The sequence below is a fragment of the Bradyrhizobium sp. PMVTL-01 genome (genome assembly GCF_051861855.1).
Classification (GTDB): Bacteria; Pseudomonadota; Alphaproteobacteria; order Rhizobiales; family Xanthobacteraceae; genus Bradyrhizobium.
The window spans coordinates 3,485,799-3,510,599 of record NZ_CP193982.1 but is presented as its reverse complement, the minus strand read 5'-3'; the positions used below and the strand labels follow the sequence as shown (position 1 = coordinate 3,510,599).

At 63.4% G+C, this 24,801-nt stretch carries 34 protein-coding genes; 23 read left to right on the top strand and 11 right to left on the bottom strand.

All coding sequences use genetic code 11. The annotated features are described in order from the left end of the window. Positions 1–21: 21 nt before the first annotated feature. From ACRQ5Q_RS16695 to ACRQ5Q_RS16620, 16 genes are all read left to right on the top strand, one after another. Positions 22–435, top strand: a complete 414-nt coding sequence (locus ACRQ5Q_RS16695) for a hypothetical protein (protein ID WP_439398983.1) — start codon at positions 22–24, stop codon at positions 433–435. After that, positions 432–767, top strand: a complete 336-nt coding sequence (locus tag ACRQ5Q_RS16690) for a hypothetical protein (protein ID WP_439398981.1) — start codon at positions 432–434, stop codon at positions 765–767. Before ACRQ5Q_RS16695 ends, ACRQ5Q_RS16690 begins: the two co-directional genes overlap by 4 nt. A 4-nt stretch (positions 768–771) precedes the next feature. Further along, positions 772–1,194 (top strand): hypothetical protein, encoded by a 423-nt coding sequence (locus ACRQ5Q_RS16685; protein WP_439398979.1) that lies wholly within the window; start codon positions 772–774, stop codon positions 1,192–1,194. Between the two features lie 83 nt (positions 1,195–1,277). Further along, positions 1,278–1,493 (top strand): hypothetical protein, encoded by a 216-nt coding sequence (locus ACRQ5Q_RS16680; RefSeq protein ID WP_439398977.1) that lies wholly within the window; start codon positions 1,278–1,280, stop codon positions 1,491–1,493. A gap of 5 nt (positions 1,494–1,498) precedes the next feature. Beyond that, positions 1,499–1,750: a hypothetical protein gene (locus ACRQ5Q_RS16675; RefSeq protein ID WP_439398975.1), complete on the top strand. Its 252-nt coding sequence runs from the start codon at positions 1,499–1,501 to the stop codon at positions 1,748–1,750. Continuing rightward, positions 1,743–2,009, top strand: coding sequence for a hypothetical protein (locus ACRQ5Q_RS16670; protein ID WP_439398974.1), 267 nt, complete (start codon positions 1,743–1,745; stop codon positions 2,007–2,009). Before ACRQ5Q_RS16675 ends, ACRQ5Q_RS16670 begins: the two co-directional genes overlap by 8 nt. Next, the gene (locus ACRQ5Q_RS16665) at positions 2,006–2,251 is read left to right on the top strand and encodes a hypothetical protein (protein ID WP_439398972.1); all 246 of its coding nucleotides are present in this window, start codon (positions 2,006–2,008) and stop codon (positions 2,249–2,251) included. Before ACRQ5Q_RS16670 ends, ACRQ5Q_RS16665 begins: the two co-directional genes overlap by 4 nt. Then, complete coding sequence (locus tag ACRQ5Q_RS16660) at positions 2,244–2,447, top strand: hypothetical protein (protein WP_439398971.1); 204 nt, start codon at positions 2,244–2,246, stop codon at positions 2,445–2,447. The genes ACRQ5Q_RS16665 and ACRQ5Q_RS16660 overlap by 8 nt, the downstream gene beginning before the upstream one ends. Then, entirely contained in the window at positions 2,440–2,868 is a 429-nt protein-coding gene (locus tag ACRQ5Q_RS16655; RefSeq protein WP_439398969.1) for a hypothetical protein, read from the top strand. The genes ACRQ5Q_RS16660 and ACRQ5Q_RS16655 overlap by 8 nt, the downstream gene beginning before the upstream one ends. Before the next feature lie 26 nt (positions 2,869–2,894). Continuing rightward, on the top strand, positions 2,895–3,218 hold the full coding sequence (locus ACRQ5Q_RS16650; protein ID WP_439398968.1) for a hypothetical protein: 324 nt from the start codon (positions 2,895–2,897) through the stop codon (positions 3,216–3,218). A gap of 68 nt (positions 3,219–3,286) precedes the next feature. Beyond that, positions 3,287–3,919 (top strand): hypothetical protein, encoded by a 633-nt coding sequence (locus ACRQ5Q_RS16645; RefSeq protein ID WP_439398966.1) that lies wholly within the window; start codon positions 3,287–3,289, stop codon positions 3,917–3,919. Continuing rightward, a complete protein-coding gene (locus ACRQ5Q_RS16640) occupies positions 3,916–4,143 on the top strand; it encodes a hypothetical protein (RefSeq protein ID WP_439398964.1) in 228 nt (75 codons plus the stop codon). The genes ACRQ5Q_RS16645 and ACRQ5Q_RS16640 overlap by 4 nt, the downstream gene beginning before the upstream one ends. Next, positions 4,140–4,547: an HNH endonuclease gene (locus ACRQ5Q_RS16635; protein ID WP_439398962.1), complete on the top strand. Its 408-nt coding sequence runs from the start codon at positions 4,140–4,142 to the stop codon at positions 4,545–4,547. The genes ACRQ5Q_RS16640 and ACRQ5Q_RS16635 overlap by 4 nt, the downstream gene beginning before the upstream one ends. Next, the gene (locus tag ACRQ5Q_RS16630) at positions 4,540–4,950 is read left to right on the top strand and encodes a helix-turn-helix domain-containing protein (protein ID WP_439398960.1); all 411 of its coding nucleotides are present in this window, start codon (positions 4,540–4,542) and stop codon (positions 4,948–4,950) included. Before ACRQ5Q_RS16635 ends, ACRQ5Q_RS16630 begins: the two co-directional genes overlap by 8 nt. A 15-nt stretch (positions 4,951–4,965) precedes the next feature. Then, the gene (locus ACRQ5Q_RS16625) at positions 4,966–5,130 is read left to right on the top strand and encodes a hypothetical protein (protein ID WP_439398958.1); all 165 of its coding nucleotides are present in this window, start codon (positions 4,966–4,968) and stop codon (positions 5,128–5,130) included. A gap of 261 nt (positions 5,131–5,391) precedes the next feature. Then, a complete protein-coding gene (locus ACRQ5Q_RS16620) occupies positions 5,392–6,492 on the top strand; it encodes a tyrosine-type recombinase/integrase (RefSeq protein WP_439398957.1) in 1,101 nt (366 codons plus the stop codon). Positions 6,493–6,564: 72 nt separating this feature from the next. Here ACRQ5Q_RS16620 and ACRQ5Q_RS16615 read toward each other — a convergent pair whose 3' ends face one another. The 3 genes from ACRQ5Q_RS16615 to ACRQ5Q_RS16605 all read right to left on the bottom strand — a co-directional run bounded on the left by ACRQ5Q_RS16615 (position 6,565) and on the right by ACRQ5Q_RS16605 (position 11,353). Further along, positions 6,565–8,286 (bottom strand): CYTH and CHAD domain-containing protein, encoded by a 1,722-nt coding sequence (locus tag ACRQ5Q_RS16615; RefSeq protein WP_439399821.1) that lies wholly within the window; start codon positions 8,284–8,286, stop codon positions 6,565–6,567. A gap of 363 nt (positions 8,287–8,649) precedes the next feature. Further along, positions 8,650–10,005, bottom strand: coding sequence for an amidohydrolase family protein (locus ACRQ5Q_RS16610; RefSeq protein WP_439398956.1), 1,356 nt, complete (start codon positions 10,003–10,005; stop codon positions 8,650–8,652). 640 nt (positions 10,006–10,645) lie between these two features. Continuing rightward, a complete protein-coding gene (locus tag ACRQ5Q_RS16605; protein ID WP_439398954.1) occupies positions 10,646–11,353 on the bottom strand; it encodes a GntR family transcriptional regulator in 708 nt (235 codons plus the stop codon). A gap of 257 nt (positions 11,354–11,610) precedes the next feature. On the opposite strand from ACRQ5Q_RS16605, the gene ACRQ5Q_RS16600 reads away from it, so the two are divergent. The 6 genes from ACRQ5Q_RS16600 to ACRQ5Q_RS16575 all read left to right on the top strand — a co-directional run bounded on the left by ACRQ5Q_RS16600 (position 11,611) and on the right by ACRQ5Q_RS16575 (position 17,147). Continuing rightward, complete coding sequence (locus tag ACRQ5Q_RS16600) at positions 11,611–12,597, top strand: ABC transporter ATP-binding protein (RefSeq protein ID WP_439368963.1); 987 nt, start codon at positions 11,611–11,613, stop codon at positions 12,595–12,597. 42 nt (positions 12,598–12,639) lie between these two features. Next, positions 12,640–13,929: an ABC transporter substrate-binding protein gene (locus tag ACRQ5Q_RS16595; RefSeq protein WP_439398952.1), complete on the top strand. Its 1,290-nt coding sequence runs from the start codon at positions 12,640–12,642 to the stop codon at positions 13,927–13,929. Positions 13,930–13,933: 4 nt separating this feature from the next. Beyond that, positions 13,934–14,893: an ABC transporter permease gene (locus tag ACRQ5Q_RS16590; RefSeq protein WP_439398950.1), complete on the top strand. Its 960-nt coding sequence runs from the start codon at positions 13,934–13,936 to the stop codon at positions 14,891–14,893. A gap of 3 nt (positions 14,894–14,896) precedes the next feature. Beyond that, a complete protein-coding gene (locus ACRQ5Q_RS16585) occupies positions 14,897–15,775 on the top strand; it encodes an ABC transporter permease (RefSeq protein WP_439368967.1) in 879 nt (292 codons plus the stop codon). Positions 15,776–15,780: 5 nt separating this feature from the next. Next, entirely contained in the window at positions 15,781–16,518 is a 738-nt protein-coding gene (locus ACRQ5Q_RS16580; protein WP_439398948.1) for an aspartate/glutamate racemase family protein, read from the top strand. A 137-nt stretch (positions 16,519–16,655) separates the two neighbouring features. After that, a complete protein-coding gene (locus ACRQ5Q_RS16575) occupies positions 16,656–17,147 on the top strand; it encodes a hypothetical protein (protein ID WP_439368969.1) in 492 nt (163 codons plus the stop codon). 189 nt (positions 17,148–17,336) lie between these two features. Here the strand turns inward: ACRQ5Q_RS16575 and ACRQ5Q_RS16570 are convergent, their stop codons facing one another. The 3 genes from ACRQ5Q_RS16570 to ACRQ5Q_RS16560 all read right to left on the bottom strand — a co-directional run bounded on the left by ACRQ5Q_RS16570 (position 17,337) and on the right by ACRQ5Q_RS16560 (position 18,757). After that, positions 17,337–17,702: a hypothetical protein gene (locus tag ACRQ5Q_RS16570; RefSeq protein WP_439368971.1), complete on the bottom strand. Its 366-nt coding sequence runs from the start codon at positions 17,700–17,702 to the stop codon at positions 17,337–17,339. 112 nt (positions 17,703–17,814) lie between these two features. After that, positions 17,815–18,345 (bottom strand): gamma carbonic anhydrase family protein, encoded by a 531-nt coding sequence (locus ACRQ5Q_RS16565; protein WP_439368972.1) that lies wholly within the window; start codon positions 18,343–18,345, stop codon positions 17,815–17,817. A gap of 82 nt (positions 18,346–18,427) precedes the next feature. Beyond that, positions 18,428–18,757 carry a DUF6949 family protein gene (locus ACRQ5Q_RS16560; protein ID WP_439398946.1) on the bottom strand — a complete coding sequence of 110 codons (330 nt, stop codon included), beginning with the start codon at positions 18,755–18,757 and terminating at the stop codon, positions 18,428–18,430. Between the two features lie 222 nt (positions 18,758–18,979). Here ACRQ5Q_RS16560 and ACRQ5Q_RS16555 point away from each other — a divergent pair, with 222 nt between their 5' ends. After that, positions 18,980–19,687 (top strand): hypothetical protein, encoded by a 708-nt coding sequence (locus ACRQ5Q_RS16555; RefSeq protein ID WP_439368975.1) that lies wholly within the window; start codon positions 18,980–18,982, stop codon positions 19,685–19,687. 232 nt (positions 19,688–19,919) lie between these two features. Here ACRQ5Q_RS16555 and ACRQ5Q_RS16550 read toward each other — a convergent pair whose 3' ends face one another. The 5 genes from ACRQ5Q_RS16550 to ACRQ5Q_RS16530 all read right to left on the bottom strand — a co-directional run bounded on the left by ACRQ5Q_RS16550 (position 19,920) and on the right by ACRQ5Q_RS16530 (position 24,787). Next, the gene (locus tag ACRQ5Q_RS16550; RefSeq protein ID WP_439398944.1) at positions 19,920–20,261 is read right to left on the bottom strand and encodes a hypothetical protein; all 342 of its coding nucleotides are present in this window, start codon (positions 20,259–20,261) and stop codon (positions 19,920–19,922) included. Positions 20,262–21,050: 789 nt separating this feature from the next. Further along, positions 21,051–22,031, bottom strand: coding sequence for an ABC transporter substrate-binding protein (locus tag ACRQ5Q_RS16545; RefSeq protein WP_439398942.1), 981 nt, complete (start codon positions 22,029–22,031; stop codon positions 21,051–21,053). Between the two features lie 863 nt (positions 22,032–22,894). Then, the gene (locus tag ACRQ5Q_RS16540) at positions 22,895–23,062 is read right to left on the bottom strand and encodes a hypothetical protein (protein WP_439368978.1); all 168 of its coding nucleotides are present in this window, start codon (positions 23,060–23,062) and stop codon (positions 22,895–22,897) included. A 409-nt stretch (positions 23,063–23,471) separates the two neighbouring features. After that, entirely contained in the window at positions 23,472–24,233 is a 762-nt protein-coding gene (locus tag ACRQ5Q_RS16535; protein ID WP_439398940.1) for an SDR family oxidoreductase, read from the bottom strand. Positions 24,234–24,250: 17 nt separating this feature from the next. Further along, positions 24,251–24,787: a DUF6130 family protein gene (locus ACRQ5Q_RS16530; RefSeq protein ID WP_439368980.1), complete on the bottom strand. Its 537-nt coding sequence runs from the start codon at positions 24,785–24,787 to the stop codon at positions 24,251–24,253. Positions 24,788–24,801 lie beyond the last annotated feature (14 nt).

Below are 24,801 nucleotides of genomic sequence, written 5' to 3'. Positions count from 1 at the left end.
AAATTACCGGTTATGCTTCCCGTGAACTTCACCTCACGGGAGCTTTCCATGCCATCCGTCGCCTCTGTGGTTATCCAGCGCGAAACAACGGGCTGGGTTGCGAGCTTCGGCGAGCTTTTCCTCGACGAGCCGACGAAGTGGCGCGGCCATCAGCGCGACGTCTGGCACTGCTGCCCTCGTCGGGCATGGACGCCGCGCCCTTACAGCGGACACGTACTATTCGCCGGCGAGATCCGCCTCTCCACGAGCGATCAACGCGATCGTAATTGCGGCTGGGTTTGGCACGCCTCCGTCGAGTGCATGTACCACCGCGAGGGCGGCGAGATTGCCGGCCGCGGCGGCTTCAACACCGAGGACGAGGCGCAGGCCGCCGCCATCGCGTTCGTGCGGTCATTCTGCAAAACCGCGCTCGACGCGCTGCCCGAGGCCGCATGACCGGCCAATTCCAATTTGCATTCGACGGCCCGGCGGCGATCTCGCCGACCCTTCCCGGTCGCCGTATCGACATCACCATTGAGCGACTGCGCGTCTCGTTCGAGGCGCTTTCCGATGCCGAGCGCTCGACGCTCGTCTGCAAGCCGTGGTGGGCCGCGATCGATACCGTCCTAGCGCTTCGCGCCATGGAGCGCAGCGAGGAAGAGGCGACGGGCCGCCCCGCGCTCTCCAGCGTCGCCGACATCTACGATCAAGTCGTCTCGCCGGGCGAGCACGCTGGCGAAGCGTTGCTCCGCGTCAGCCGTTCCATGTTTCAACAGCAAGGAAAGTAGCGTCATGCGTACCCTTCTTCGATCCTCCAACATTGTTTACGTCGGACGCCAGCGCGGTGGCTCCGACCGCAGGGCCGTGATGTCCTCCAGCCCCGGCATCACGGCCCTGGTTCTTGTCCGCCATGGCGAAACCGCCAAGGCGCTTCTGGTCTCCGACTGCGGCATCTACGCCAAGGCCGTGTGGGTGCCGAAAGCCATGCTGACGATCCACGAGCCGTCGGAGCGCGGGGTGCTCGTCGCGACGATGTCGAAGGCGTTTGCCGAGCAGAAGAACCTGCACCCGCGCTTCATCGACCCCGAACAGTTCAACCAGGCCACGCGCGAGGCGCTCGATCGCGCGGTCGCGCGCGCGGCCAGCAAGCGGAATTCCTACCGCGGGCATCGCTCACCGCATGCCCGCCACGACAGCCAAAACTTGTTTGGCTGACACCAGCGCGGCCGGGCGGCGGCGCCTGGCATCTCGCCGCCGCCCACCCCGCGCTTCTTCCAACCGCCAGAGGGACCACCGCCATGCACGTCGCCACAAGGCCGGCCCGCCACGCCGGGGAGGCCGCAAAGACCGTTCGCTTCGTCTGCGAGCGCGACATCGCCGCCGTCATGAGCGCGGTCGCAGATCCCTTCGGCACCAGCGAGCGCTGCGATTTCAGCCCGGACGGCCAGCACTACGCGATCGGATCCTGCGGCGACGTTGTGTGCTGCCACTGCTCGCGCATCTTCTGGGGCTGACGCACATGGCTGTTGTCACCATTCATGCACTGCCCGATGGCCCGCTTCTCCTCGATGCAGTCCGCGCCCAGCGCATCGCGAAGGTCGCCGAGATGGCCTCGCGCCTGGTCGAGACCGGCGCTTTCGTCGACCGCGACGATTCCATTATGGTGCTGGTCTCGTTTGGCTACTCGCCATTTGAGGTTCACGCGCTGGTCGACGATGCGATGCAGATCGCCCGGGAGCATGTCGTGGCGATGGAGATGAGCGATGTCTGAGCGCACACGCCACTATGACCTTTCGGAGCCTTGGACCTACCGGGGCGAGACCCAACGCTGGGTCATGTTTAGCTTCTTCTCGTTCCATAACGGCAAGTTGCATATCGGGCAGTGCCAGACCGTCAAGGAAGAAGACGTCGAAGCACAATTCCCCTACCTTGAACGCGGCGGCTGGACGCGCGCCACCTACCGTTATGTCAACGGTAAACCGGAACTCGTTCCCCATGTTAAGGCGCTTCCGGCGGGAACGGCGCAATGACGCATTCAGGCGGCAAGCCTCACAATGTTGGTGACAAGGGTCAGCGCTATGAGGTGCTGGCAAACGGCTATCCAACCGATCAGGACGACAACGTGATCGGCTGGACCGAGACGCTCGACGGTGCCGAGCGGATGATGAGCGCGATATTGAAGGCGCCGGGTTGCACGAGCGCGAGCATCTTCGACCGGCAAGAGAAGGTCGGAGTCATCAAGTTATACGCAGAAGGATCCTGCGATGACTGACAAGGCCACAAAGGTCATCGGCATCCTACGTCAAGCACCTGAGCCGGCGAGCCCAGCCAGGGTTTTGTTTCTGATCGAATCTAACGCGCGGATGCGCGTTGCGCTCGAACAGGCCATCGAGGTTTTCGAGGCACTGAACGAGGACGAGATCAACATGGAGATATTGCCGATGCTGAGGGCCGCGATCCATGATTGACATTCCTTCGATCGATATCGCCGGCCTCGATACCGGGCGCGACAGCCAAACGCATGCGCTTTGCCAGGACTGCCTTCGGCTGTTGGCTTGGGGCGATCTCGTCCCTTGTGAGAACGATCCGCCCGGCCTATGCCCGAGCTGCAACGGGAAAACCTGCCACTGCGCGGGATGCATGCAGACCGTCAGGTTTCTGAGCATCGGCGACTTCACGAATCCAGACACCGGTCTATTGCGCCCGGAAATGATCGTCTCTTGGTCTCCCCACTCCGGAGCAATCCGACGAGATGAGACGCCCAGCGATCCGATCAAACTGCTGCCCGCTAGCTCTGCGGACATGCAGCTTATCGAGTTTCGCGATTGGCAGCTTTCCGCGATTGCGAAAGCCTTTGCGGGTGACGGCCGGCCGGAGGGCACCCAGTGAGATCAAGGAAAGCCAAGGTCGCTCCCGTGCCCGACGACGCAATCGCCGACATCGTCGCCAAGATGGCCGAGGAATGCTCGACGACCTATAAGGTCGCGGACAACGCTGAGATCGATTGGTGCCCGTGCTGCGGCATCAATATCCGGCTGCGCCTTAACGGCGAGATCTTCGCGAAGTTTATCTGCTCGCCAGCGATCTCCAAGCAGATCGGAGCCAAGCTGCTCACGACGGCATATCGCGCCGAGGAGATTCAGTCTGACCCAGCCGTCTTGCAGAAAGCCGTGGACGATGTCCTCGGCGCTTGCAGGAAAGGTTTAAGAAGGACGGGCTCGCCGGAGGTTGCCAAGTGAGCAGGCAACCCCGAGCTCGCGCGTACAGATGCGAACGCTGCAAGGGCAGCGGTCGAGTGTGGGAGGCGATGCCGGCATCGATCGCCGTCTTCTATGACGAAGAGATCCAGAACGCTGTTGCGGCCGGCGACGACGTAAAGACCGTTTTCCGATGTGAGGACTGCAACGGGACCGGCACGATGCAGCTGAAGGCCGCTCCGGCTACTCCTCCGATCGAGGCTCCAGCGTCAACCGAGGCCGCGCCGACCGACATAGCTCTGTTTCTCGCCGGCTCTCTTCATAACGTACTCGCGCACATCGACACGCTCCCGCTCGACGAATATTTCGCGGCAGAGCAGGCGGGAAACAAGTTCGCTGCCGTGCTGGAGAAGATCAACGGGGAAGTCTCGTCGGCGCTGAGCACCGCCGGCGTCCACTCAATCTTCGAGCGGTTTGCCGAAACATCGCCTCTCATGAACCGATGGTTCCATTTAAAAGCTAGGCGAGTGCTGTCAGTCGATCGCGGCAAAACCACGGTTCTTTGCGACCGCGACATCCCGACCGAATTGATGATCCTGGTCGGCAACGCGCCGAGCGAGGAGAACTGTCCTGGCCACGTCGCATGGTCTATCAATCCCAAGATCTGCGCGAACTGCGGCGTTCACATCGACAGCTTGCGGCCGCCTGATGAGGACGAGCAGCAGCCGGAGGGCGATCGATGACGATCGGCACCGACGACGATCATCTCGACGATTGCCTGCTCGGGGACGACGAGGAAGATCGCGAGGCCGACTGCGGACGCTGGCGCAACGGCCGGCTTGTTCCACAATGTCTGCTAGCCGGAAGTGAGTGGTGCGACTGGGATTGCCCGATCGGCATCCGCGTCCGCGCCATGCGACCAGATAAGCGTAAGGGCACTCTCGACCTCGAAGAGGGTGAGCAATGACCCTCAGGAAGCGCGCTCACCTTTCGACCACTCAACGATTTTCGCTGCTCCAGCGCGAGAAGTACCGCTGCCATCTGTGCGACGGGTTGATCTACGTCGGCCAGGCCTGGGACGTCAGCCACGAGATCCCGCTCGATCTCGACGGCGCTGACGATGATGCCAACCGACGCGCGGCGCATCGCAAATGCCATCGCACCCACACGGCGGCCGTCGACATGCCGGCAATTGCCAGAGCCAAGCGCATCCAGGCCGGCCATCACGGCGCACGCGTCGCGCGGTTTCCGATGCGCGGCGGCCGCGACGACATTCTCAAACGCCGGGTGGACGGCACCGTCGTGTTCCGCGCCACCGGCAAACTCGCCTCGCTTTCCCCTCCAGCAAGAAGGACCTTTCGACATGGCTAAACCCAAGCACCAGCCCCGCTCCGCCCAGGCCGACGACGTCGCGATCGGCAAACGCATCCGCCAGCGCAGGCTGGAGCAGAACATCAGCCAGGCCGAGCTCGGCAACACGCTCGGCGTCTCGTTCCAGCAGATCCAGAAGTACGAGAAGGGCGTCAACCGGGTCGGCGCTACGCGCCTTGCCGCGATCGCGCAGGCGCTGGGCTGCGACCTTGCGTTCTTCCTGCCTACCGCCGACCGCCCCAAGGCGGCCTCGGTGCTGGACGACTTCCTGACCTCCCGGGACGGCCTGATGATCGCCCAGGCCTTCGTGCGCATCGCCGACGAGAACATCCGCCATACGGTCGCCAAGTTCATCGACGGACTGAGCCGCGGGCGTATCGGCTCGATGCAGGCGGCGGAATAGGAGGAGGCCTGACCGATGATCTCCGACACGCTACACGATGCCGCCGCCGAAATCAGGCGGTATCTGAAAGAGCTGCCTGAAGCTTACCGGGATACGGCGCCGCTGATCGTCGATCTTCTGGCGAAGATGGATGCCGTCCGGACGCTGCTGGACATGCCGCCCGGGGAGCCCTGCCAATGAGCGGCGCCAGCACCGACGGCAGCTGCGAGGCCTGCGGGACCGGGCAAGGCGAGGCCTGCAGGGCTCCGCGATGACCCAGCGCCTCACCCTGGACCAAGCCGCTGAAATGCTCTGCAAGAGCCGGCGCTGGCTCTTGGAATGGCTGCGGGCCCACCCCCGGGATAGCGGGGGTAACCTCTTCTACACCCCGGTTGGCCGAGATAAGATTTTTCACCAGACCGACATTGCCCGCATCGAGATTGCCCTGAGGGAGGGTGAACCTTGCCGCTCAAGCTCAGGCCGCCGCGCGCCGGTAAAACGCCGAATTTTGAAATCCGCGGCACCCACCGAGGCCCCAAAGGCTCATTCGCTGTTGAAACGAGCAGCGGAACTCACAGGCGATCTGACGCTCTTAAATTCCTCCGCGCCATCGAGGACTGCATCAACGAGCACGGATGCTGGCCAGCGCCGTCCGTCCCTTCGCCTGATCCGGAGCAGCCAACCTTCCTGAGCGCGACCGTCGCCTATATGCAAGCCACCGGCCAACGCCGTGGCATGGCTCGACTGATCAAGCACTTCGGCCAGGCACCGCTCGCCGAGATGACACAGGTCCTGATCGACAAGGCCGCGCTGGATCTCTATCCGGACGTCGCGCCGGCCACCCGCAGCCGCTACGTCTACATTCCCGTGTCAGCGATCATGCACCTTGCGCTCGGCGATGCCTGCCCGCGCATCAGGCACACCTATGGCGGCAAGGGCAAAGAACGTACGGACTTCATGTGGCCGGACGACGCCTTCAGGATCATCGCCGAGGCCGACAAAATCGACCCGGAACTGGGCACCTATCTGCTCACCCTTCTCTATACCGGCATCCGCAAGAGTGAAGGCCTTGCTCTGTTGCCGCAGGATACCCGCCCGGAAGAGCTGACGGCCTGGCTGAAGACGTCGAAGAACGAAGACCCCAGAATGCTACGCCTGCGCCAGGACCTCGCAGAACGCCTTCGGACGCATCTGGAAGCCCATCCGAACCGGGAGCGGTTATTCAAGTTTCGGGAGGGCGGCCATTTCAAGCATCTGCTGCTGCGCGCCACCATGGCCGCATGCGGCCTCGACTGTCCGAAGCGTCGGCCCACGGGATGGAAGAAGCCGAAATTTCGCCTCGCCTTCGTGACGTTCCACGTCTTCCGGCACACCTGGGCAACCTGGCTGCGGTACTACGGCGGCGCCGACGTGCAGGGCCTTGTCGCGACAAAGAACTGGCGCGATGAGCGCAGCGCGCGACGCTATGCCCACGTGGTCCCAAGGGACGACTGGGCCCGCGTCGACAAGCTGCCCGGAAGCCTCGATCTGGGGACGGAACGGGGAAAAGCCGTCAACGAGTAGGAATCCGCAATATTATCAACGCGCAGCCAAAAATCCCCCAAAGCCTGGCCGCAACTTTTTTGGGATGGGCGATCAGCCCGACCACGGCACGCGCGCCGCGGTGAAGTCCCGCCAGCTGTCCTGCAAGGACTGGTGCGCGTCGATCGATGCGCGCGCCTGCCAGCCGGCGACCGCGGCGGCCGCAACGGCGCTGTCGCGATCTTCGGCGCCGAGCCCGTCGAGCAATGAGGCCGTCACCGCCATGTCGTTGAAGGCACCGAGTTCCTCCTGCAGGCCGGCGAGCCTGCGGGCGAATTTTCGCGCGGACTTTCGATCGTCGAACAGCGGCAGCAGGAACTCGCCGAGATAGCGCAGGCGCTTGGCCGCGAGCCGCAGCCGGTGCACCTCGTCGACCGAGAGCGACTTGAAGCGGCGGCCGCGCTTGAGCACCTTGGCGTGCTGCTCCGACAACACGCGCTGGGCGAAGTTGACGGCGGGCTCGGCGAGCCGGCCGAGGTCTTCCGGCGCGATGTCGTTGCGCCAGCCGCGCGTCTCGATCCAGCCGCCGAGACTGATCAGGAAGACGGCACAGCGGCGATCATCGAGCGCAAGGTGCGCCTTGCGATAGGCCTCCGACTGACGCTGGGCTGCGAGCCGCTCCAGCGCATCGAAGCCTGCGACCGAAGGACAGGCTCTTGCGATCGCCGGCAAGGTGTCGAGCTGGAACACGTCCCAGTCGCGGGCGGCGGACAGGTTCTGCGCCAGCCATTTGGCTTCCGACCGCAGCGTATCGAGATTGGAGAGCGCGCCGGCCGAGCGCATCAGATCGAGCGCCGACCGCAGCCGACGCAGCGAGACGCGCAGCTGATGCACGCCTTCGGGATTGCGGGCGTCTTCGGCCGCCGGCAGTGACTCCAGCAGATGAAGGAAGCACGAGCGCAGGATCGTCGCGAAGGCCTCGTCGAGCGTCACCGACGGACCGAGCCGAAGCTTGCGCGGCCGGCCCGCAGGAGGCGCCTTGTCGGCTGCGAGATCGAAGCCGCGCGCGGACTTGCTGCGGATGGACGGCTTCACCGCGCCATGCTCCGCAAGCCGCAACGCGATCTCGTAGATCGTGCTCGCGCTGCCGCTCTTGAACTCCAGCTCGATCTCGCTCACCGGCAGCAACCGGTCACCTGCGGTCAGGTGGCCCTGGTCGAAGGCGATCTCGACCGTCCCTGACGGCAGGTCGACCATGCGCGTATGCCGATGAATATCGGCCGTGAAGACTGCTTCGAGCGGCTGCGTTTCGAGCTGCCCGCGAAGCTTCTCCGGAATGAAAGGCATCGCCAGAGCGGGATCGGGGTCGAGCGAGGGCACACTCGCTTCCCACTCGCCGCGGCGCAGCGGATCGTCAGCGGCGTCGGTCTTCACGGTTTGCACGAAGCGCGTGCCGCTCTGGCGTACGCGCAAGCTCAGCCCGGCGCGACGGAGTGCCCGCTCGGGCGTGTCGTAGTAGATGGACTTGAGGCGTTTTTTCGTGCCCTTGTTGCGTGCGTTCGTCGCGATGACCGGCGCAGTGCTGAAATGGGCCATGCGATCGGCATCGACGAGAAGCTTGAGCTCGATTTCGCTGGCGGGACGCGCGATGGCGCTTGCCTGAGGTGGCTCCGATGCGGGCGCCGCGTCTTGCAATGGCGCTCGATCGATCGCAGCGCTCTCGACGTTCGCAGGTTGCGCGCCAGACTCGGCTGCGTCACGTTGCCTGACGAAGCCGGCGATGACTTGCGTTCCCTTACCGTCCTTAGGGACAGGATTCCCGTCCGGCACGCTCATGGTCTTGCGAGCCGGCGTAGCGTCTGATTTTAGCGTTTCCGGTGACATGACAGTTCTATCACAGAGCGCCAGCATATAGCTCGCGCGGTCCGCGATGAATAGTAACCTTGCGCTGCAATGTGTGATCGTCCACGTGAGGTGCCGGGAGCAAACCCGACGAGGTTTGTCACAAACCGGTTCCACAACCGAAATTTGATTGCGGTCAAGTGCAGGCAATCAAATTCGAATTTCCAAAGGAGCTGAACCCGTCAGCGAGGTTGACTCATGGTGGCGAGAAATCCTTATGTTCTGGAGACGCGGCTCGTTCCCCACGATCGGGGCTGGGACCGATCTGAATTTCGCCAGGGCGCACCACGCGAAACGTCAGCGCGCGAGACTATTCCTGTAGATCTTGCCGGCCTTCATGATCACGACGAAATTCTTGGCGGGATCTTCGATGAGGGCGATGTTGTCGAGCGGATTGCCGTCGACGAGCAGGAGATCGGCCAGCGCGCCCCCCTCCACCACGCCGAGCTTGCCGGGATAAGGATTGCGCAGGCCCGACAGGCTCAGCAACTCCGCGTTCGCCGACGTCGCCATCGCCAGCGCTTCGGCGGGCGTGTACCAGCGCGTCAGCGAGGCCAGCATCGCGCCTTGCCTGTCGGCCAGCGCCTTGGAGAACAGCACGTCGGTGCCGAACGCGGTCTTGATCTTGTACTTCTTCGCCAGTGTGTAGACGCGATCCGTGCCGGCAACCACCTGCCGCATCTTGGCCTGCTCCGCAGGCCCGAGCGCCGCAGCACCTGAGAGATCGAGGAATGGCTGTGTGCTGAGCCAGACGCCCTTCTCCGCGATCAGCTCGGCGCTTGCCTCGTCCATGAGGTGACCATGCTCGATGCACCTCACACCGGCCGCGATGGAGCGCTGGATCGCGACCGGCGTGTAGGCGTGCGTGGCAACGTAGGTACCCCAGTTTTCGGCGGCTTCGACGGCCGCGCGCAGCTCGGGCTCGGTGAAGGTGGAGACGTCGAGCGGGCTGAATGGCGAGGCGACGCCACCGCCGGCTGTGAGCTTGACCTGGGAGGCGCCCTGCATCAGTTGCTCGCGCGCCCGCACGCGCACTTCGTCAGGACTGTCCGCGACCATGCTGCCGCCGATCCGCTCCATGCGGGTCAGCATGCCGCCGATCGTGCGCGGCAGATCGGAGAGCTGACGGAAGTCGCCGTGACCGCTGGTGATGGTGATCACGGCGCCGGATGGATAGATGCGGGGACCGGCGACGAGCCCCTCGTCGATGGCCTGCTTGAGGCCGAAGCTCGGGCCGCCCATGTCGCGCACGGTGGTGAAGCCGCGCATCAGCGTCGCCGTCGCTTCACTCGCGGCAAGCAGATTGTTGTAGCCGACATCGCCGGCGAGGACGGCCATCGGCGTTGGCCGCACCAGCATCGCATGCCAATGCGCATCGATCAGCCCCGGCATCAGCACGCGCCCGCCACCGTCGATGACCTGTGCGGAGCTCGTATCATCCGCCGTCGAAATCTTCTCGATGAGGCCGTTTCTGACCAGGACGCTGGATGGCGCCGAGAGCGCGCTGCCCTTACCGTCGAAGATCCGGACATTGCGGAACAGGATCGCCGCGTCCTGAGCCGGTGCGGATGACAGGCTGCCGGGCACCACCGCAGCGCCGGCAAGCAATGCCGCGATGGCGAAGACTTTGGCCGACATCCTCAGACCCGACATATCAGCCTTCCGCACAGGTTCAGGCTAGGCGAGGGGTGATGGCAGGCACGCGACGTCCGGCGACAGTTGATGCCAACGTTTAGCGTCTCGTCAACTTACAACCGTGGCGGCCATATGCAGCTCTGCCATCTCGTTTGTTGAGGGACCGGCTCGTCTGGCAATTGATTCAAACAACTGAAATCAAGGAGGTCGCCGGGGCGTCAGGCCCCGGGCGCTCAGGCGCCCGGCACATCCGCCAGCCGAAGCTCGGCGGCGGCAAGCCACCAGCCGCAAGTCGTCGTCGGGAGTTCCTCGAAGCCTCACCGCCACATGTTGCTGATTGCCGCGACCGCATTCATTAGGAACCTTCATCGCGCTCAGGCTTGAACCCGCATGAACGATCCATCTCCCGGAATGCGCAGGGCATTGCGTCAGGCCCGATTGTACGGCCACTTGCTCGTTCGAAACGACAGGCTGTATTACCCGGGAGGCAGCCATCCGGTCTGCTCGGTGCAGCTTGCCCGAGAGATGGTCAGATCAGGATGGATGACAACGCGAGACGGCGACTACGAGATCACACCAGACGGGCAGCTCGCAGCAGAACGCGAGCTCGGCCACCGATGAGGCCCCGCAGCTCCGGCCGAAGCGTCTCTCGGTAACGTCACGCGCCCAGCACGTCCGCCAGCCGCAGCTCGTCGGCGGCGGGATCCTTCAGGAACAGCTCGGCCTCGATCTCTCGCAGATGCGACAGCATCTGCGTGCGGGCGGTCTCTCTGTCCCGCTTGCGGATCGCATTGACGATGCCGGCGTGATGATCGGTGCCGCAGGCCGGCGTGTCGTGGCGACGATAGAGCAGGATGATGAGCGAGGAGCGTGCGATCAGCTCCTTGAGAAAGCCGAGATAGATGCCGTGGCCGCTCATCTCGGCGACGAGGCGGTGAAACTCGCCGGACAGCCGCACCGAGGCACGCGCGTCGCCGCGCAATTCCGCCTCGCGCTCCTCGGCAAGATGCTGGCCGAGGCGATCGAGCCAGGCCGGCGACACCGCGTCGATCGCGTGGTCCACGATCGTGGGCTCAATCAGGCGGCGCGCCTCGAAAACTTCGCGGGCATCGGCGGGGGTCGGGCGCGCGACGAAGGCGCCGCGGTTCTTCTCGATATTGACGATGCCCTCGTGCGCGAGCTGCTGCAGCGCGGTACGCACCAGCGTACGGCTCGCACCATAGATCTCGCCGATCTCGTCCTCGCCGAGCTTCGTGCCCGGCAGCAGACGGTGCTCGAGGATGGCCGCGGTCACACCCTCCCTGATACGGCTGACGCGATCGCTCGCGTCTGGCGCATCGGGTTTCTGGCGGGTCTTGGCGGCCATGGGTTGAGAGGCTCGATGGGCGAACGTTCAGCCTCGGATGTTAGTCGACGAGCTGTATCCAATCACAGGCGAAACTTTATACAATCTTCGCCCAGTTTGTGTGCAGGTGACTGCGTATGCGGTAGGCGACCGAATTGTCCCGGATTCGATCTAACGATCTGACTCCGCTGCACAGTTTCGGGATTTTGCCGACCAACGCCTGTTGGCACGGACCTTGCGGAGAGAGGCGGAAGCACTGCCCTCCTCTCGGACACGCCATGGCCACTCCCGCCGCTCTCGAACTGGTCGCCGTCACGAAGCGCTACGACACCACGCTGGCGGTCGATACCGTCAACCTCAAGATCCCCGCCGGGACCTATTGCTGCCTGCTCGGCCCCTCCGGCTGCGGCAAGACCTCGACCCTGCGTATGATCGCCGGCCACGAGGCGGTCAGCGAGGGCGACATCATCCTGGGCGCGCAGAACGTCACCGATCTGCCGCCGGCCGAGCGCGGCACCGCGATGATGTTTCAGTCATATGCGCTGTTTCCGCATCTCACCGTGATCGACAATGTCGCCTTCGCCCTGAAAATGCGCGGGGTGGACAAGCCCACGCGCCACAAGCGCGCCGGCGAACTGCTCGAGCTCGTCGCCATGAGCCCCTATGCCGGCCGCCTGCCGGCGCAGCTCTCCGGCGGCCAGCAGCAGCGCGTTGCACTCGCCCGCGCGCTGATCACCGAGCCGCAGATCCTGCTGCTCGACGAGCCGCTGTCGGCGCTCGATCCGTTCCTGCGGGTGAAGATGCGCGGCGAATTGAAGCGGCTACAGCGCGAGCTCGGCATCAGCTTCATCCAGGTCACCCACGGCCAGGAAGAGGCGATGGCGCTCGCCGACCACATCGTGGTGATGAACCACGGCAAGATCGAGCAGCAGGGCTCGGCGCGCGACATCTTCCATCACCCCCGCACCGAGTTCGTGGCGCGCTTCATCGGCGGCCACAACGTTCTCAACGACGCCGGCAACCTCATCGCCGTGCGCGCCGATCAGCTCGGCATCGTGCCGTTCGCCGACGGCGCGTTCGGCGCGCCGGCGCTGCTGACCCAGACCGAGTACCAGGGCTCCTACATCGCCGTCTCGCTCACCCTCGACGATGGCACCGCCCTGTTCTCCCACGTTCCGGAAGCCACCTTCGACGTTCACCCGTTCCGTCCGGGCGACCGCGTGCTGGCGACCTGGGATCCCGCCAAGGCGCAACGCCTGCAATAGCGCCGATCGATCACTGGAATGCGCAACAGAGGAGTGACTGATATGACCGAGACCACTGGGAAGAAGGGCGTCAGCCGTCGCACGCTGCTCAGGGGCACCGCGAGTCTCGCCGGCCTTGCCGCCGGCTCCGGCGCCATCACCGGCTTTCCCTATGTGAAGTCGGCCGACGCGAAGGTGCTGCGCTATCTCGGCACCGCCGTGAACGAGGGGGACGACATCTCCAAGCAGTGCCTGAAGGACACCGGCATCAAGATCGAATACATCACCGCGACGACCGACGACGTCACCAAGCGCGTGATGACCCAGCCGAACTCCTTCGACGTGCTGGACACCGAATATTTCTCGCTGAAGAAGCTGGTGCCGTCGGGCAACATTCTTGCCCTCGACGCCAAGAAGATCAAGGAATTCGACAACATCACGCCGGTCTTCACCAAGGGCGAGACGCCCGGCGGCAAGAAGATCGGCGGCCAGGGCACCGCACCCTGGAAGGTGCTCTATCTCGAAGGCAAGGACTCCAAGAAGTTCGCGACGTCGGCGACCGAGTTCGTCACGCTGATCCCGACCGTCTACAACGCCGACACGCTCGGCATCCGTCCCGACCTGATCAAGCGGCCGATCAACACCTGGGCCGAGCTGCTCAACCCCGAGTTCAAGGGCAAGGCATCGATCCTCAACATCCCCTCGATCGGCATCATGGATGCCGCAATGGTCGTGGAAGCCACCGGCAAGTACAAATATGCCGACAAGGGTAACATGACCAAGGAAGAGATCGATCTCACCATGAAGGTGATGACGGAAGCCAAGAAGGCCGGCCAGTTCCGCGCCTTCTGGAAGGACTTCAACGAGAGCGTCAACCTGATGGCCTCGGGTGAAACCGTGATCCAGTCGATGTGGTCGCCGGCGGTGACGAAGGTCCGCTCGATGGGCATCCCCTGCACCTTCCAGCCGCTCAAGGAAGGCTACCGCTCGTGGGCGTCGGGCTTCTGCGTCTCCAAGGGCGTGTCGGGTGCGAAGCTCGAATGGGCCTATGAGTTCGTGAACTGGTTCCTGTCCGGCTATGCCGGCGCCTATCTCAACCGCCAGGGCTACTACTCCGCCGTGCTCTCCACCGCCAAGGCGCACATGGAGCCCTACGAGTGGGCCTACTGGATGGAAGGCAAGCCGGCCGAGAAGGACATCAAGGCGCCCGACGGCTCGCTGCTGGAAAAGGCCGGCGCTGTGCGCGACGGCGGCTCCTACGAGGACCGCATGGGCGGCGTTGCCTGCTGGAACGCCGTGATGGACGAGAACGACTACATGGTCCGCAAGTGGAACGAGTTCATCGCGGCCTAAATTGATGGACACGTCAGAGGACATCCTGCATCACGGATCCCCGGACCTCGTCCGGGGATCGGAGACGAAGCGCGCCGTGAAAGCGGCGCGCCTGTCGCCGTCCTTCATCTCCTGGCTCCAGGCCGGGCCGATGATGCTGGTGTTTCTCGCCTTCTTCCTGATCCCGCTGGTGTTCGTCGTCATCGTGTCCTTCTGGGACTACAACGAATACCAGCTGCTGCCTGCCTTCTCGGGCCGTGGCTATACCGACACCTTCGAAGGCTGCATCGCGCAGCTTCCCGAGTTCTGCACGATCGGCAAGACCTATGTGATGACGCTGAAGCTCTGCTTCATGGTCTGGGCCATCACCCTCTTCATCGGCTTCTGGGTCGCCTACTTCCTCGCCTTCCACGTCAAGTCCAAGACGTGGCAGATGGGATTGTCGCTGCTCTGCACGATCCCGTTCTGGACCTCGAACGTGATCCGCATGATCGCCTGGATTCCGCTGCTCGGCCGCAACGGTCTCGTCAATTCCGGTCTGATCAAGACCGGCTTGATCAATCATCCGTTGGAATGGCTGCTGTTCTCCGAATTCTCCGTGGTGCTGGCGCTGGTGCACCTCTTCACCTTCTTCATGGTGGTGCCGATCTTCAATTCGATGGTGCGCATCGACAAGTCACTGATCGAGGCCGCCTATGACGCCGGCGCCACCGGCTTCCAGACCCTGGTCAACGTCGTCATTCCGCTCGCCAAGCCCGGCATCGTGATCGGCTCGATCTTCGTCATCACCATCGTGATGGGCGACTTCATCACCATCGGCGTGATGGGCGGCCAGCAGATAGCGGCTGCCGGCAAGATCATCGAGACGCGTGTCAACGCGCTGCAGTTCCCGGCAGCCGCGGCCAACGCCGTGATCCTGCTCGCGATCACCTTCCTGATCATCACCATGATGTCGCGCATCGTCGACATCAAGAAGGAGCTCTAGAGCATGAAGGAAGGACGTCCGCGCTCGTTCTACGTGCTCGCGATCTTCTTCGCGGCCTACGTGCTGTTTCTCTACGGGCCGATGATCGCGATCTACGTTCTCTCGTTCCAGGGGCCTCAGGGCGGCCTCACCTTCCCGATGAACGGGGTGTCGACATTCTGGATCGCAAAACTGTTCCAGGGCACCGGCATTGTCGATCTCGGCGCGGCCTTCCGCCGCTCGCTGCTGCTGGGCGTGATCGTGATGATCGTCACCGTGGTGCTGTCGGTTGCCGCCGGCATGGCCTTCCGCCGGAGATTCAAGGCGCAGAGCATCCTTTTCTACTCGGCGATCGCCAGTCTCATCGTTCCCTCGATCATCACCTCGCTGGGCATCTCGCTTGAATTCCGCATCATCGACGACCTGATCAAGGCGCACTGGAACGAGAATTTCGAGACCTCGATGGGCCTGCTCACATCAGGGCTCGGCGCGCACCTGACCTGGACGCTGCCGTTCGGACTGCTCATCATGTTCGCGATCTTCAACCGCTTCGACCCGCGCCTCGAGGAAGCCGCGCGCGATCTCGGGGCAACGCCGTGGCAGACCTTCCGTCACGTCGTGCTGCCGATCATCCTGCCCTCGGTGATCGGCATCGGCCTGTTCGGCTTCACGCTGTCCTGGGACGAGCTCGCCCGCTCCAGCCAGGCGATCGGCGCGGTGAATACATTGCCGCTCGATCTCCAGGGCCTCACCACCACCGTGACCAACCCCGACATCTATGCACTCGGCACCGTGATCTCGGCAGTCTCGTTCACCGTGATCACGCTTGCGCTCGGGACCATCCACGTGCTCAACAAGCGGCAGGCGGCCAAGGGCTCGGACGCCGGCCAAGGGCTTGTCTGATCGAGATGCGGCTTCACGTCGTCAATCCCAACACAACGGCCTCCATGACGGCGAAGATCGCCGCTGCGGCGCGCAGCGCTGCCCTGCCGGACACCGTGATCGACGCGCGCCAGCCCGCGATGGGCCCGGTCTCGATCGAGGGTTTTTACGACGAGGCTTTCGCGGTCCCCGGCATGCTCGGCTGCATCCGCGACGCTGACCGCGACGGCGCGGACGCGCACATCATCGCCTGCTTCGACGACACCGGCCTCGATGCCGCACGCGCCGTTGCGAAAGCGCCGGTGATCGGCATCGGTGAGGCCGGCTTCCACATGGCGAGCCTGATCGCGGCGCACTTTGCCGTGGTGACGACGCTGGGCGTCTCCATCGTGCCGATCGAGCACAATCTGAAGAAGTACGGCCTCGCCGGGCGCTGCGCCCGGGTCCGCGCCGCCGAGGTCCCGGTGCTCGCGCTCGAGGAGCGCAACCCCGACGCGCTCGGCAAGATCTCGGCGGAGATCACCGCCGCCATTCGTGACGACCGGGCAGAAGCCATCGTGCTCGGCTGCGCCGGCATGGCCGATCTCGCCGCCGAACTTGCCGCCACCCACGGTCTGCCCGTGGTCGATGGCGTCGCCGCCGCGGTGACGCTGGCGCAGTCGCTGGTGCGGCTGGGGCTGAAGACGTCGCGGCTGGGACCCTACGCACCGCCGCGTCAGAAGACCTATTCCGGGCCGTTTTCGCCGTTCCAGCCCGAATCCTAATGTCGTACCTTTTTGGTCCTTAGCCTCTTTTTGGTCCCAATTGTTGCCGAACAGTAACACTTTCGGGACATCCCGGTCGCCCTTTCTGGCTGCCGGTCTTCGCCGCTCACCAAGTTTCAATTTGGGTTTTGTCAGCGATGATCGATCTCGCAGAGGACACACGGTCCACCCCCCTGTTTCGCCTCGGCGCCCAGCCCATCGCGCTGACCGCCGCAGCCCTTCTCTTGCTGATCGCCGGCGCGACTTCGATCGCAATCTGGCGCGCCTATACCGGCTCTGCGCCGGAGACCGACCGGGTGGTGGCGTCGCGGCAGCTCCAGGCGCGCACCGCCCAGGCTTCCGAGCAGCTGGTCGAGAAGACCAAGGGGCTGGAGGCGACCCAGCAGGAATCGATCGACCAGCTCCAGGTCGTGCAGGACCAGCTCCAGACCGTGAAGCGGCTGCTCGCGGCACAACAGGCCGATACCAAGCGTCTGTCGGAGCAGGTGACGACCCTGAACGAATCCATCGACGGCTTGCGCCAATCCTTCGCCAGCGCCCGCGCCACCGAGGCCGAAACGCCCTCGGTTACTCGCAGGAAACCGGCTCGTTACCACCATGCCAGCGCGCGCAAGCGCTCGCGTGGCTGAATTGGCCTCTCGCCCGCGCCTTTAATTTCGCCAGTTGTGAACTGGATCACATTCGTCCGAATGATTCCGCGCGATGCTGGCCGTCACCGGATGGCGTGAGCCGATTTCAATATCCGGGGCTGGCAAGGTCGTTGACGGTATACTGCGTCAACGACCTTGTTCTTTAACGGGCCGGCAGGTCTTCCCGCCTCATTCGCAGACATCGACACGACGGTATCGCCATCCCCAAGGCGTCATCACGCGCTTGCGTACGACATAGCAGCCGCCGTAACCGCCATCGTCATAGCCGGCGCCATAATCGTAGGGATCGCCGTAATAGGGGGAGCCATAGCCGTAATAGGCGCCGTAATAGCCAGCGCCGGCGAGGCCTGCGCCGATCGCCACACCGGGCCAGAAGCCGCCGCCGTGCCAATGGCCGTGGCCGCCATGACCCCAGCCGCCGCCACCGTGACCCCAGCCGCCGCCATGTCCAAACCCCCGCGCCTCTGCCATCTGCGGCATCGACAGTCCGACCGCCGCGACGGCCAGCGCCGCCATCATCGCCTTCCGCAACATCACTCGATCCTCCGCGTGGACACGCTCCACGCTTCAAGCGGGATCAAGCTAGCGTCGGCACGGCAATCCGGACAGCCACACTGTCTCACTTCCGCGCGAGCCTAAGCTGAGCTCAGCCGATCCGCCTCAGGCCTTTCTTGAAACGTGGGCCGTTGGCGACGTAGAACTTCGCCGCGCTTCCCATCCTCTGCACCTGGGCGTCGTCGAGCGTGCGGATCACGCGCGCGGGCGAGCCGATGATCAGCGAGCGTTCGGCAAACTCCTTGCCCTCGGTGATGACGGAACCGGCGCCCACGATGCTGTTGCGGCCGATCTTCGCGCCGTTCATCACGATCGAGCCCATGCCGACCAGCGCACCCTCCTCGATGGTGCAGCCGTGCAGGATGACGTTGTGGCCGACGGTGCAGTTCCTGCCGATGACCAGCGGAAAGCCGAGATCGGTGTGGCAGGTCGAGCCGTCCTGCACGTTGGCGCCCTCGCCGATCTCGATCCACTCGTTGTCGCCGCGCAGCACCGCGCCGAACCAGACGCTCGCCCCCGGCTTCAGGCGCACGCGGCCAATCACGGTCGCGGTCTCCGCGATGAAATAGTTGCCGTCGGCTGGAAGTTCGGGCGCCTGCCCATCGAGCTCGTAGATCGCCATCGAGGTCTCCTGTCGGGTTGACCCAGCCATAGCCAAACGGCGGCCCCGACGCAAAGGTCGCGCGCGGCGTGCGGGACGAACGTCAGGTCAGGACGCCGGCGGCGCGCAGCGTCATCAGGAAGAAGGTGCCGCTCATCATGCTCCAGAAGCCGGCGATGACGGTCGCCATCATCACGAATTCGACGCGGCGGCTCTCCACCTGCATGCCGCGCAACGTGTTGCGCATGATTATAAAGGGAGCGGCAAACACGAGGAACGGAACCGCCGCGAAGGTCTTCGGAGCCACGCCGTCCTGCAACAGGCCGAAGCCGGCCGGCCGCTGCGCCACCGCCTGGTATCCGTTCACGAGGGCGCCGGCCAGCGCGAAACCGATGCAGATCGAGAAAAAGGAATTGAGAGCTTCAAGTGTCATCGGAAACTGTCCGCACTTACGCAACGCCGGAGCCTTCCTGTGACAAATCGTGCTGGTTAACGCTACATTATCCTTAAGAGAAGGTTAACGGTGCCGGTCGATCCGCGCAGGGCCCTCCCCCTTCCCCTGCGGCCGGCAAGGCTGCGCGAATTCGCCGCCGCATGGCATATTCGCCGCTGATTCGTCGGCCAGCGGCCGACCTCGGGTCTTCACGCGCGCATCATGACGGTGTTTTCGGCAGCTCCCCTCAGGTCCTCCAGGACGCGCACCTGGGCGCATGTCGTCCCGATCGTGCTCGGCGGCGCTGCGGCGCTGGGCGCGGTCGCGCTGGTCGCCTATCTGTTGTGGCCGACCTGGGGAGCCGGCGGCGCCAGTGCCCCGGACAAGCTGCCGGTGAGCGTCGGCGGAACGCTGTTCAACCTGCCGGTGGCTGCGATCCGGATGAAGATCCAGCGGCACTCCGGACCACAGGAGCGCATCGATCTCGACTTCCTGTATCCCTCGCTGGAGCCGCCCGGCGCGCCCAGGCACGTCACCGCCGACACGGTGGAAACGGCGGTGCAATCGATCGACCGCATCTTCCTGTCGATCGCGGCCCATCACGATGCGCTCTCGCCCGAGCAGCGGACAGCCACGATCTATCCGCGCTATCTCGACCAGGCCGCGACCCAGCCCGAGGACGGGCTGACGATGCGGATCTTCCGCGGCGACACGCCATACGGCAGCGAGGACCTCTATTCCGCCGCAAGCCCCGCGCTGACCGCACGCTGCACGCGCGATGCCGCGACGCCCGGCATGTGCCTTTCCGAGCGACGCGTCGGCGGCGCCGACCTCACCTTCCGCTTTCCGCGCAGCTGGCTGTCGCAATGGCGCGAGGTGATCGAGGCGATGGAGAAGCTGACGGCGCAATTGCGCGGACCGAAGAGCTGAGCGCGGCGTTTCGCCCAGCGGCAAAATCGGCGCGCAGGGATCGGCAGGGACTCCCCGACAAAAAGTCGAAAACAACCCCATGCACAGTAGCGAGGGGCCTGTCGCGACTTCGTATTTTACGAAGTCCAGTTGACCCGTCGGGCAAAACAGGGGCATAATGGCATCATCGGTGATCTCGGCATCCGACGCGCTCCCGGATGAAGAATCTCCTTCAGCAGACGCGGCAAGAACTTCACTGCCGTGAAGCACTCACCTCCCCGCGAGACGTAATCGTGACGCCGACGCCCTCCTGGTCGACGCTCGCGTTCACCTCGAACTTGCATTGTTTGGCCTGGTGGCAGCCGGTTCGCCACGTCTCGTCAAATCGCTGTAGAGCCCCGCCCGGAATTACTTCGGCGGGGCTCGTACATTGCAGCTGATCGCCTTTCCCCGTCAGCATATTGCCGCCCGTTGCGCCATCCAACCGCGCCCGCCCAGCCTCAATCACTGCGATGTCTTCCTCAATCTGCTGGATAGTACTCGTGCAGTCGATCCCAGTGTGCGACAAGTTTCCGGCGCTGTGTCCGAAGCTCATCGAGCGCCTTCCGGTCCTTGAGGGAAACGTAGCCCTCCACGATCAGCTCAATAGCTCCTGACATCCTCCCCATCCCCCTTATTCTTACCCTGAGCGCTTCTGACCAAGCTGGGTTTCGAAGCGCGCAAACAGAGTTACGGCACGCAATCACGCGCCCGGAGTTCGCCGAAAACAACGTCTCTACGCAAATTGTGTGCAGCGGCCGTCAAATGGAAGCCTACGATCAAACCGAGCCGCCTTAAGGTCAGGAGAGCAACGGGGTCACACAGCTCGATAGAAAGTCCGGCGCCCAATATTGCAATGGCGCGTTGCTCATCCGCGTCGAGGTCAGCCCATGAGATGCCTTCCATCACGCGCCTCAAAATCGTCCCAGAGCGGTATCTCAAAACCCAAACGCGAGCCTGATTTGCCGCAGCATAGCCATGGCCGCGTCGGTGTACCGACCGTTGGTTAGGTATCGATCTAGCTGCGCTGTACTAATCAGCGCCACAACTGCCGCCGTGAAGCCCTTGAACATTGGGCCTCTCCTGCAAGAGACCGCCAAATTGGGCGTGCCTAAAACCGTTTTCAGAATGCCTTGCCGCGAATGGCGGCCAATACGCAGATGGTGACAGCGACCAGTAACCAATTCCTTAACCTGCGGCTTCAAGCGCGCCCCGCCGAACAGTACGGGATTGATCGTTGTGGCCTACTCGACGCCCGCGATGCCCCCGATAGCGACTAAATTCCGCGGCGCAGCGAAATGACGTGATGGGCCAGAACGGACTGGCGCTCCGCAACGAACTAGCTCTATTCGATCACCTCGTCGGCAATTGCGAGCAGTGACGAGGGGATGTCGATGCCAAGTGCTTTCGCGGCCTTCAGGTTGATAGTTAGCTCAAACTTGGTCGGCTGTTCGACCGGAAGGTCGGCCGGAACTGCGCCCCTTAAAATCTTGTCAACGTAGTCCGCAGCGCGGCGGCACATCTGCGGCCTGTCCATGCTGTACGACATCAAGCCGTTTGCTTCCACATAATCTCTCAATCCATAAATAGCCGGCAGCCGGGCGTCTGCTAGAAGTTGGATGATTTGCTGCTTGGCGCTGAGCAGCAAGGGATCGTCTAAAGTCATCAGACCAGCTGCCCCTGATTTGACCGCAGCCTTGATGCTGGCAGATACCTCGTCGCGGGTTCTGGCTTCGAACACTGCAAGTGGCTGATGATTTGCGGCGGCTGCCGTTTTGACTTGCTTCAGTGCCAGGGCGGTAAAAGGCGTGTCGGGATTCCCCAGCACCGCTATGAGCTTTTGGCCGGGGATCAGGTTTTGCAGGAGCTGTAGTCGTTTGGCGGCGAATTCGCTGGCCAGGTCGCTGAAACCGGTGACATTTGCGCCGGGCCGGCCCAAGCTCACCACTAAGCCTGCGCCAATCGGATCACCGACCATGGTAAAAACCACGGGGATCGTGCTGGTCGCGCCCATTGCTGCCTTTGCCGCGAGCGTCCCAAATCCGGTAACCAACACGTCCGGTCTGGCTTGCACCAGCTCAGCAGCGAGCTGTGGCAAGCGCTCCGGTCGGCCATCAGCAGACCGGTACGCCAACGTGATGTTCTTGCCCTCGTCGTAGCCCAACTCCCGCAATCGTTCTAAAAATGGCTTAGCCAACGTCGTGTCCTCGTCGGGGAGCAGAGCGAGGTAGGCGATCCGATAGGATCTCACTGGCTGTTGCGCCCCAGCAGACAACGGCAACGCAACGACGCCACTCAAAACACCGATGAAATCTCGCCTTCTCATGCAGGCACCAAAACTCCGGTGGTGGGTATCCTACGCGCTGAATTGAGGGCTAGCTAGGGCATCGATGCATTGCCTTGAGCATGCTCAGTTGAGTCACACGACTAAACCGCTCGCGCGGTAGAATGCCGCGGCTGGCGACACGGCGAGGCGACGGCTCATCGCGACGCGCGGTGCATTAGCCATTTGCTGGCGATGATCCGATGATCGAGCACCAGCTGATCTGGAAGTTCGGGCGGAGCATTCCCAATGCGCAAGAGCCAACTCGAACTCGGTATTCTCGACTGCGATTGTGTGCACCTTGCGCTCGTTGGAGCTAGCCGAGGACCTCGACGCAAGCAGAGTTATAAATGCGGTGATGCTCTTGACGAGCAACTCGAAAGAGTTTCGGCTCAGTAGCTTCGGGGCTTTCCAGATCGACAGAGATCAGTCTGCCTCATGAGATTCGAAGATCGAGGAACTCACGTTTAGATTGTGTGGTGCGGTATTTTTACGACGGCCAAGTCCATGAAAGTACAGGTGCCGCCAAACTTTAAATCCACATAGACGACCCTATTGATCGTCTCAAGGTTGCTTGACGCGACTTTAACTCGGTCCCCCCAGCGCGGTTTCCTCCTTTGGAGGCTTTCGGACGCCGGCCGCCGAATACGCCGCGCCATCCCTCAAGCGGCCGGCATCCGAAAGCCTTCACAGAAGCGGACACGCATTGTGAATGAAAGAGGCCGCCGACTGAGGCGTCCCGGAGCAATCTCCCCGCCCATCTGGTGGTCTAGGCCGAGGCATGGACGGGGAGACGCGCGCCGGGCCCCGTCGCATGACAAAGCTAAAAACGTGCCATGACAGTTATGTGAAACTGCCGGCGGGCGTCAGTGGACGTTGATCTTATCCAGAGGAAGGCGAAGTTCCGCAGCGCGCTCTTGCCGGTCCTTCTTGCGGAACTCCTTCTCTCGTCTCTCGAATTCGATCAGCTCTTTCTTAGCTGCTTCCAGCAGGCGATCTTTCGAGGTCGGGCTTAGGTCGGTGTGTTCCGTCATCGCTCACGCTCCCGTCTTCGCTGATCCTAGAAAAGATCGGGAACAGCGGGAAGGTTCGATGCAGTATGATTACGGATTTATGACGGCAAGATGAAGCCCGGAGGCGCGATCACCCATGGCCCAGCAGCAATAAAATCCCCGCCAGTAATACTGCCGCGAACACAGCGGGTACAACGATCCAAGCAGTCTCATTCCTCATGGGTATGTAGGGTCTCATGCCTTGTACCGAGCCGCTACCTATACCTGGGGATATGGGCCTTGGTTCATCCCCGGGCGTTCGCGAGGGCGCCTCATCGAAGATGCGCGGCTGCGTCGTGCCCGCCTAAGTCTTGTCGGCTTGCATTTTGACTTGGTTTTTCTCGGACATATCGAGGTTGCTGCCGGTCTGCCCTCGGCAGCAAGCGAATCCTCAGAGTTCGGCAAACCCACCATCGACTACCACCTCCGATCCAAGCATGTAGCTGGATGCGTCGCTGGCAAGAAATAGCACCGCCGCAGCAATCTCATCGGGCTGCCCGAGGCGGCCAAGCGGAACTAGCTTGCTGGCGCCGTCGAGGTAGCCGCGAAACTGCGCATCAGTCTGGCCGGGGTGTTCGGATTGACCGACGCCACGGAGGATCGGCGTCTCGATCAGGCCGGGGCTGACCGCGTTGACGCGAATGCGCCGGGCCAGCAACTCCGCAGACAAAGTGCGGACGAATGAGCGCACAGCCGCCTTCGAAGCCGAAAGCACCGCGCGCCCCGGCACGCCGACCTGATTCAGCCAAGCCGTCGTCGCGATGATCGAGCCGCCCTCACGCATGATCGGCTCGACCGCCTGGATCGAGAAGAACACCGACTTCACATTGGTGTCCATCAGGCGGTCGTATTGCGCCTCGTCGGTCGTCGCCAGTGGTGTGACATAAGCCACGCCAGCGTTGGCGAAGAAAATGTCGAGCGCGCCGAAAGCCCGGTGCACGTCGGACGCCATCGTACGAAGCGCGTCCCGGGATAGCACGTCGGTCTGCAACGTGAGCACGTCGGCGCCGATGATCTCGCGCGCACCGTCGAGTTCCTGCGGCTTGCGGCCCGTGATGGCCACCCGCGCGCCGTTGGCGTGCAAAAGCTTCGCTGTAGCGAGTCCAATACCCGAAGTGCCGCCGGTGATCAGCGCCGTTTTTCCGTCAAGCATTTGCGTTCTCCTGTGATTCAGTTGGCGTGGGCGTGGTTACGCGTCCCGGCGTGTTCCGGTACGATGAACGACAGCGTCTTCACTTGGTCCGGAAAGACGTTGTGGTCGGCATCAACCAGCGAGATCGTCACCTTGTGCGGGCCAGGTGGCAGCCCGGCGATGTCGACCGTGTTGTTGTCGCTGGCGTCCGCCCACCACCACGGCAGGTCGTCGACTATGATGTGCAGATGACCGATGCGCGGCGATACCTGCCTGGCGCCGGCGCCGAACGCCTGCACGATGCCAATATTTTCAACCCGGTACTGGGCCCAGAATACGCCTTGAGCCAGCGCATCGGCACGCGGCGGATCCACGATCAGCTTCGGCGGTGGCTCGTTTTCGACGGCGATGTACGGTGAAGCACCGCGGATGTCCCTCGCGCTCTGGGCGAACGCGCTGACGACGAGTGCACTCTCAAGATCGTCGGGGAGGAAGAGATTGGAGGCCTGCGCTGGCGTCGAACTTGCCAGCGCCAGGCCCTCCGCGGCTGCGCCGCGCGCGTCGACGAGAGTCATGGCAATTGTCTCCG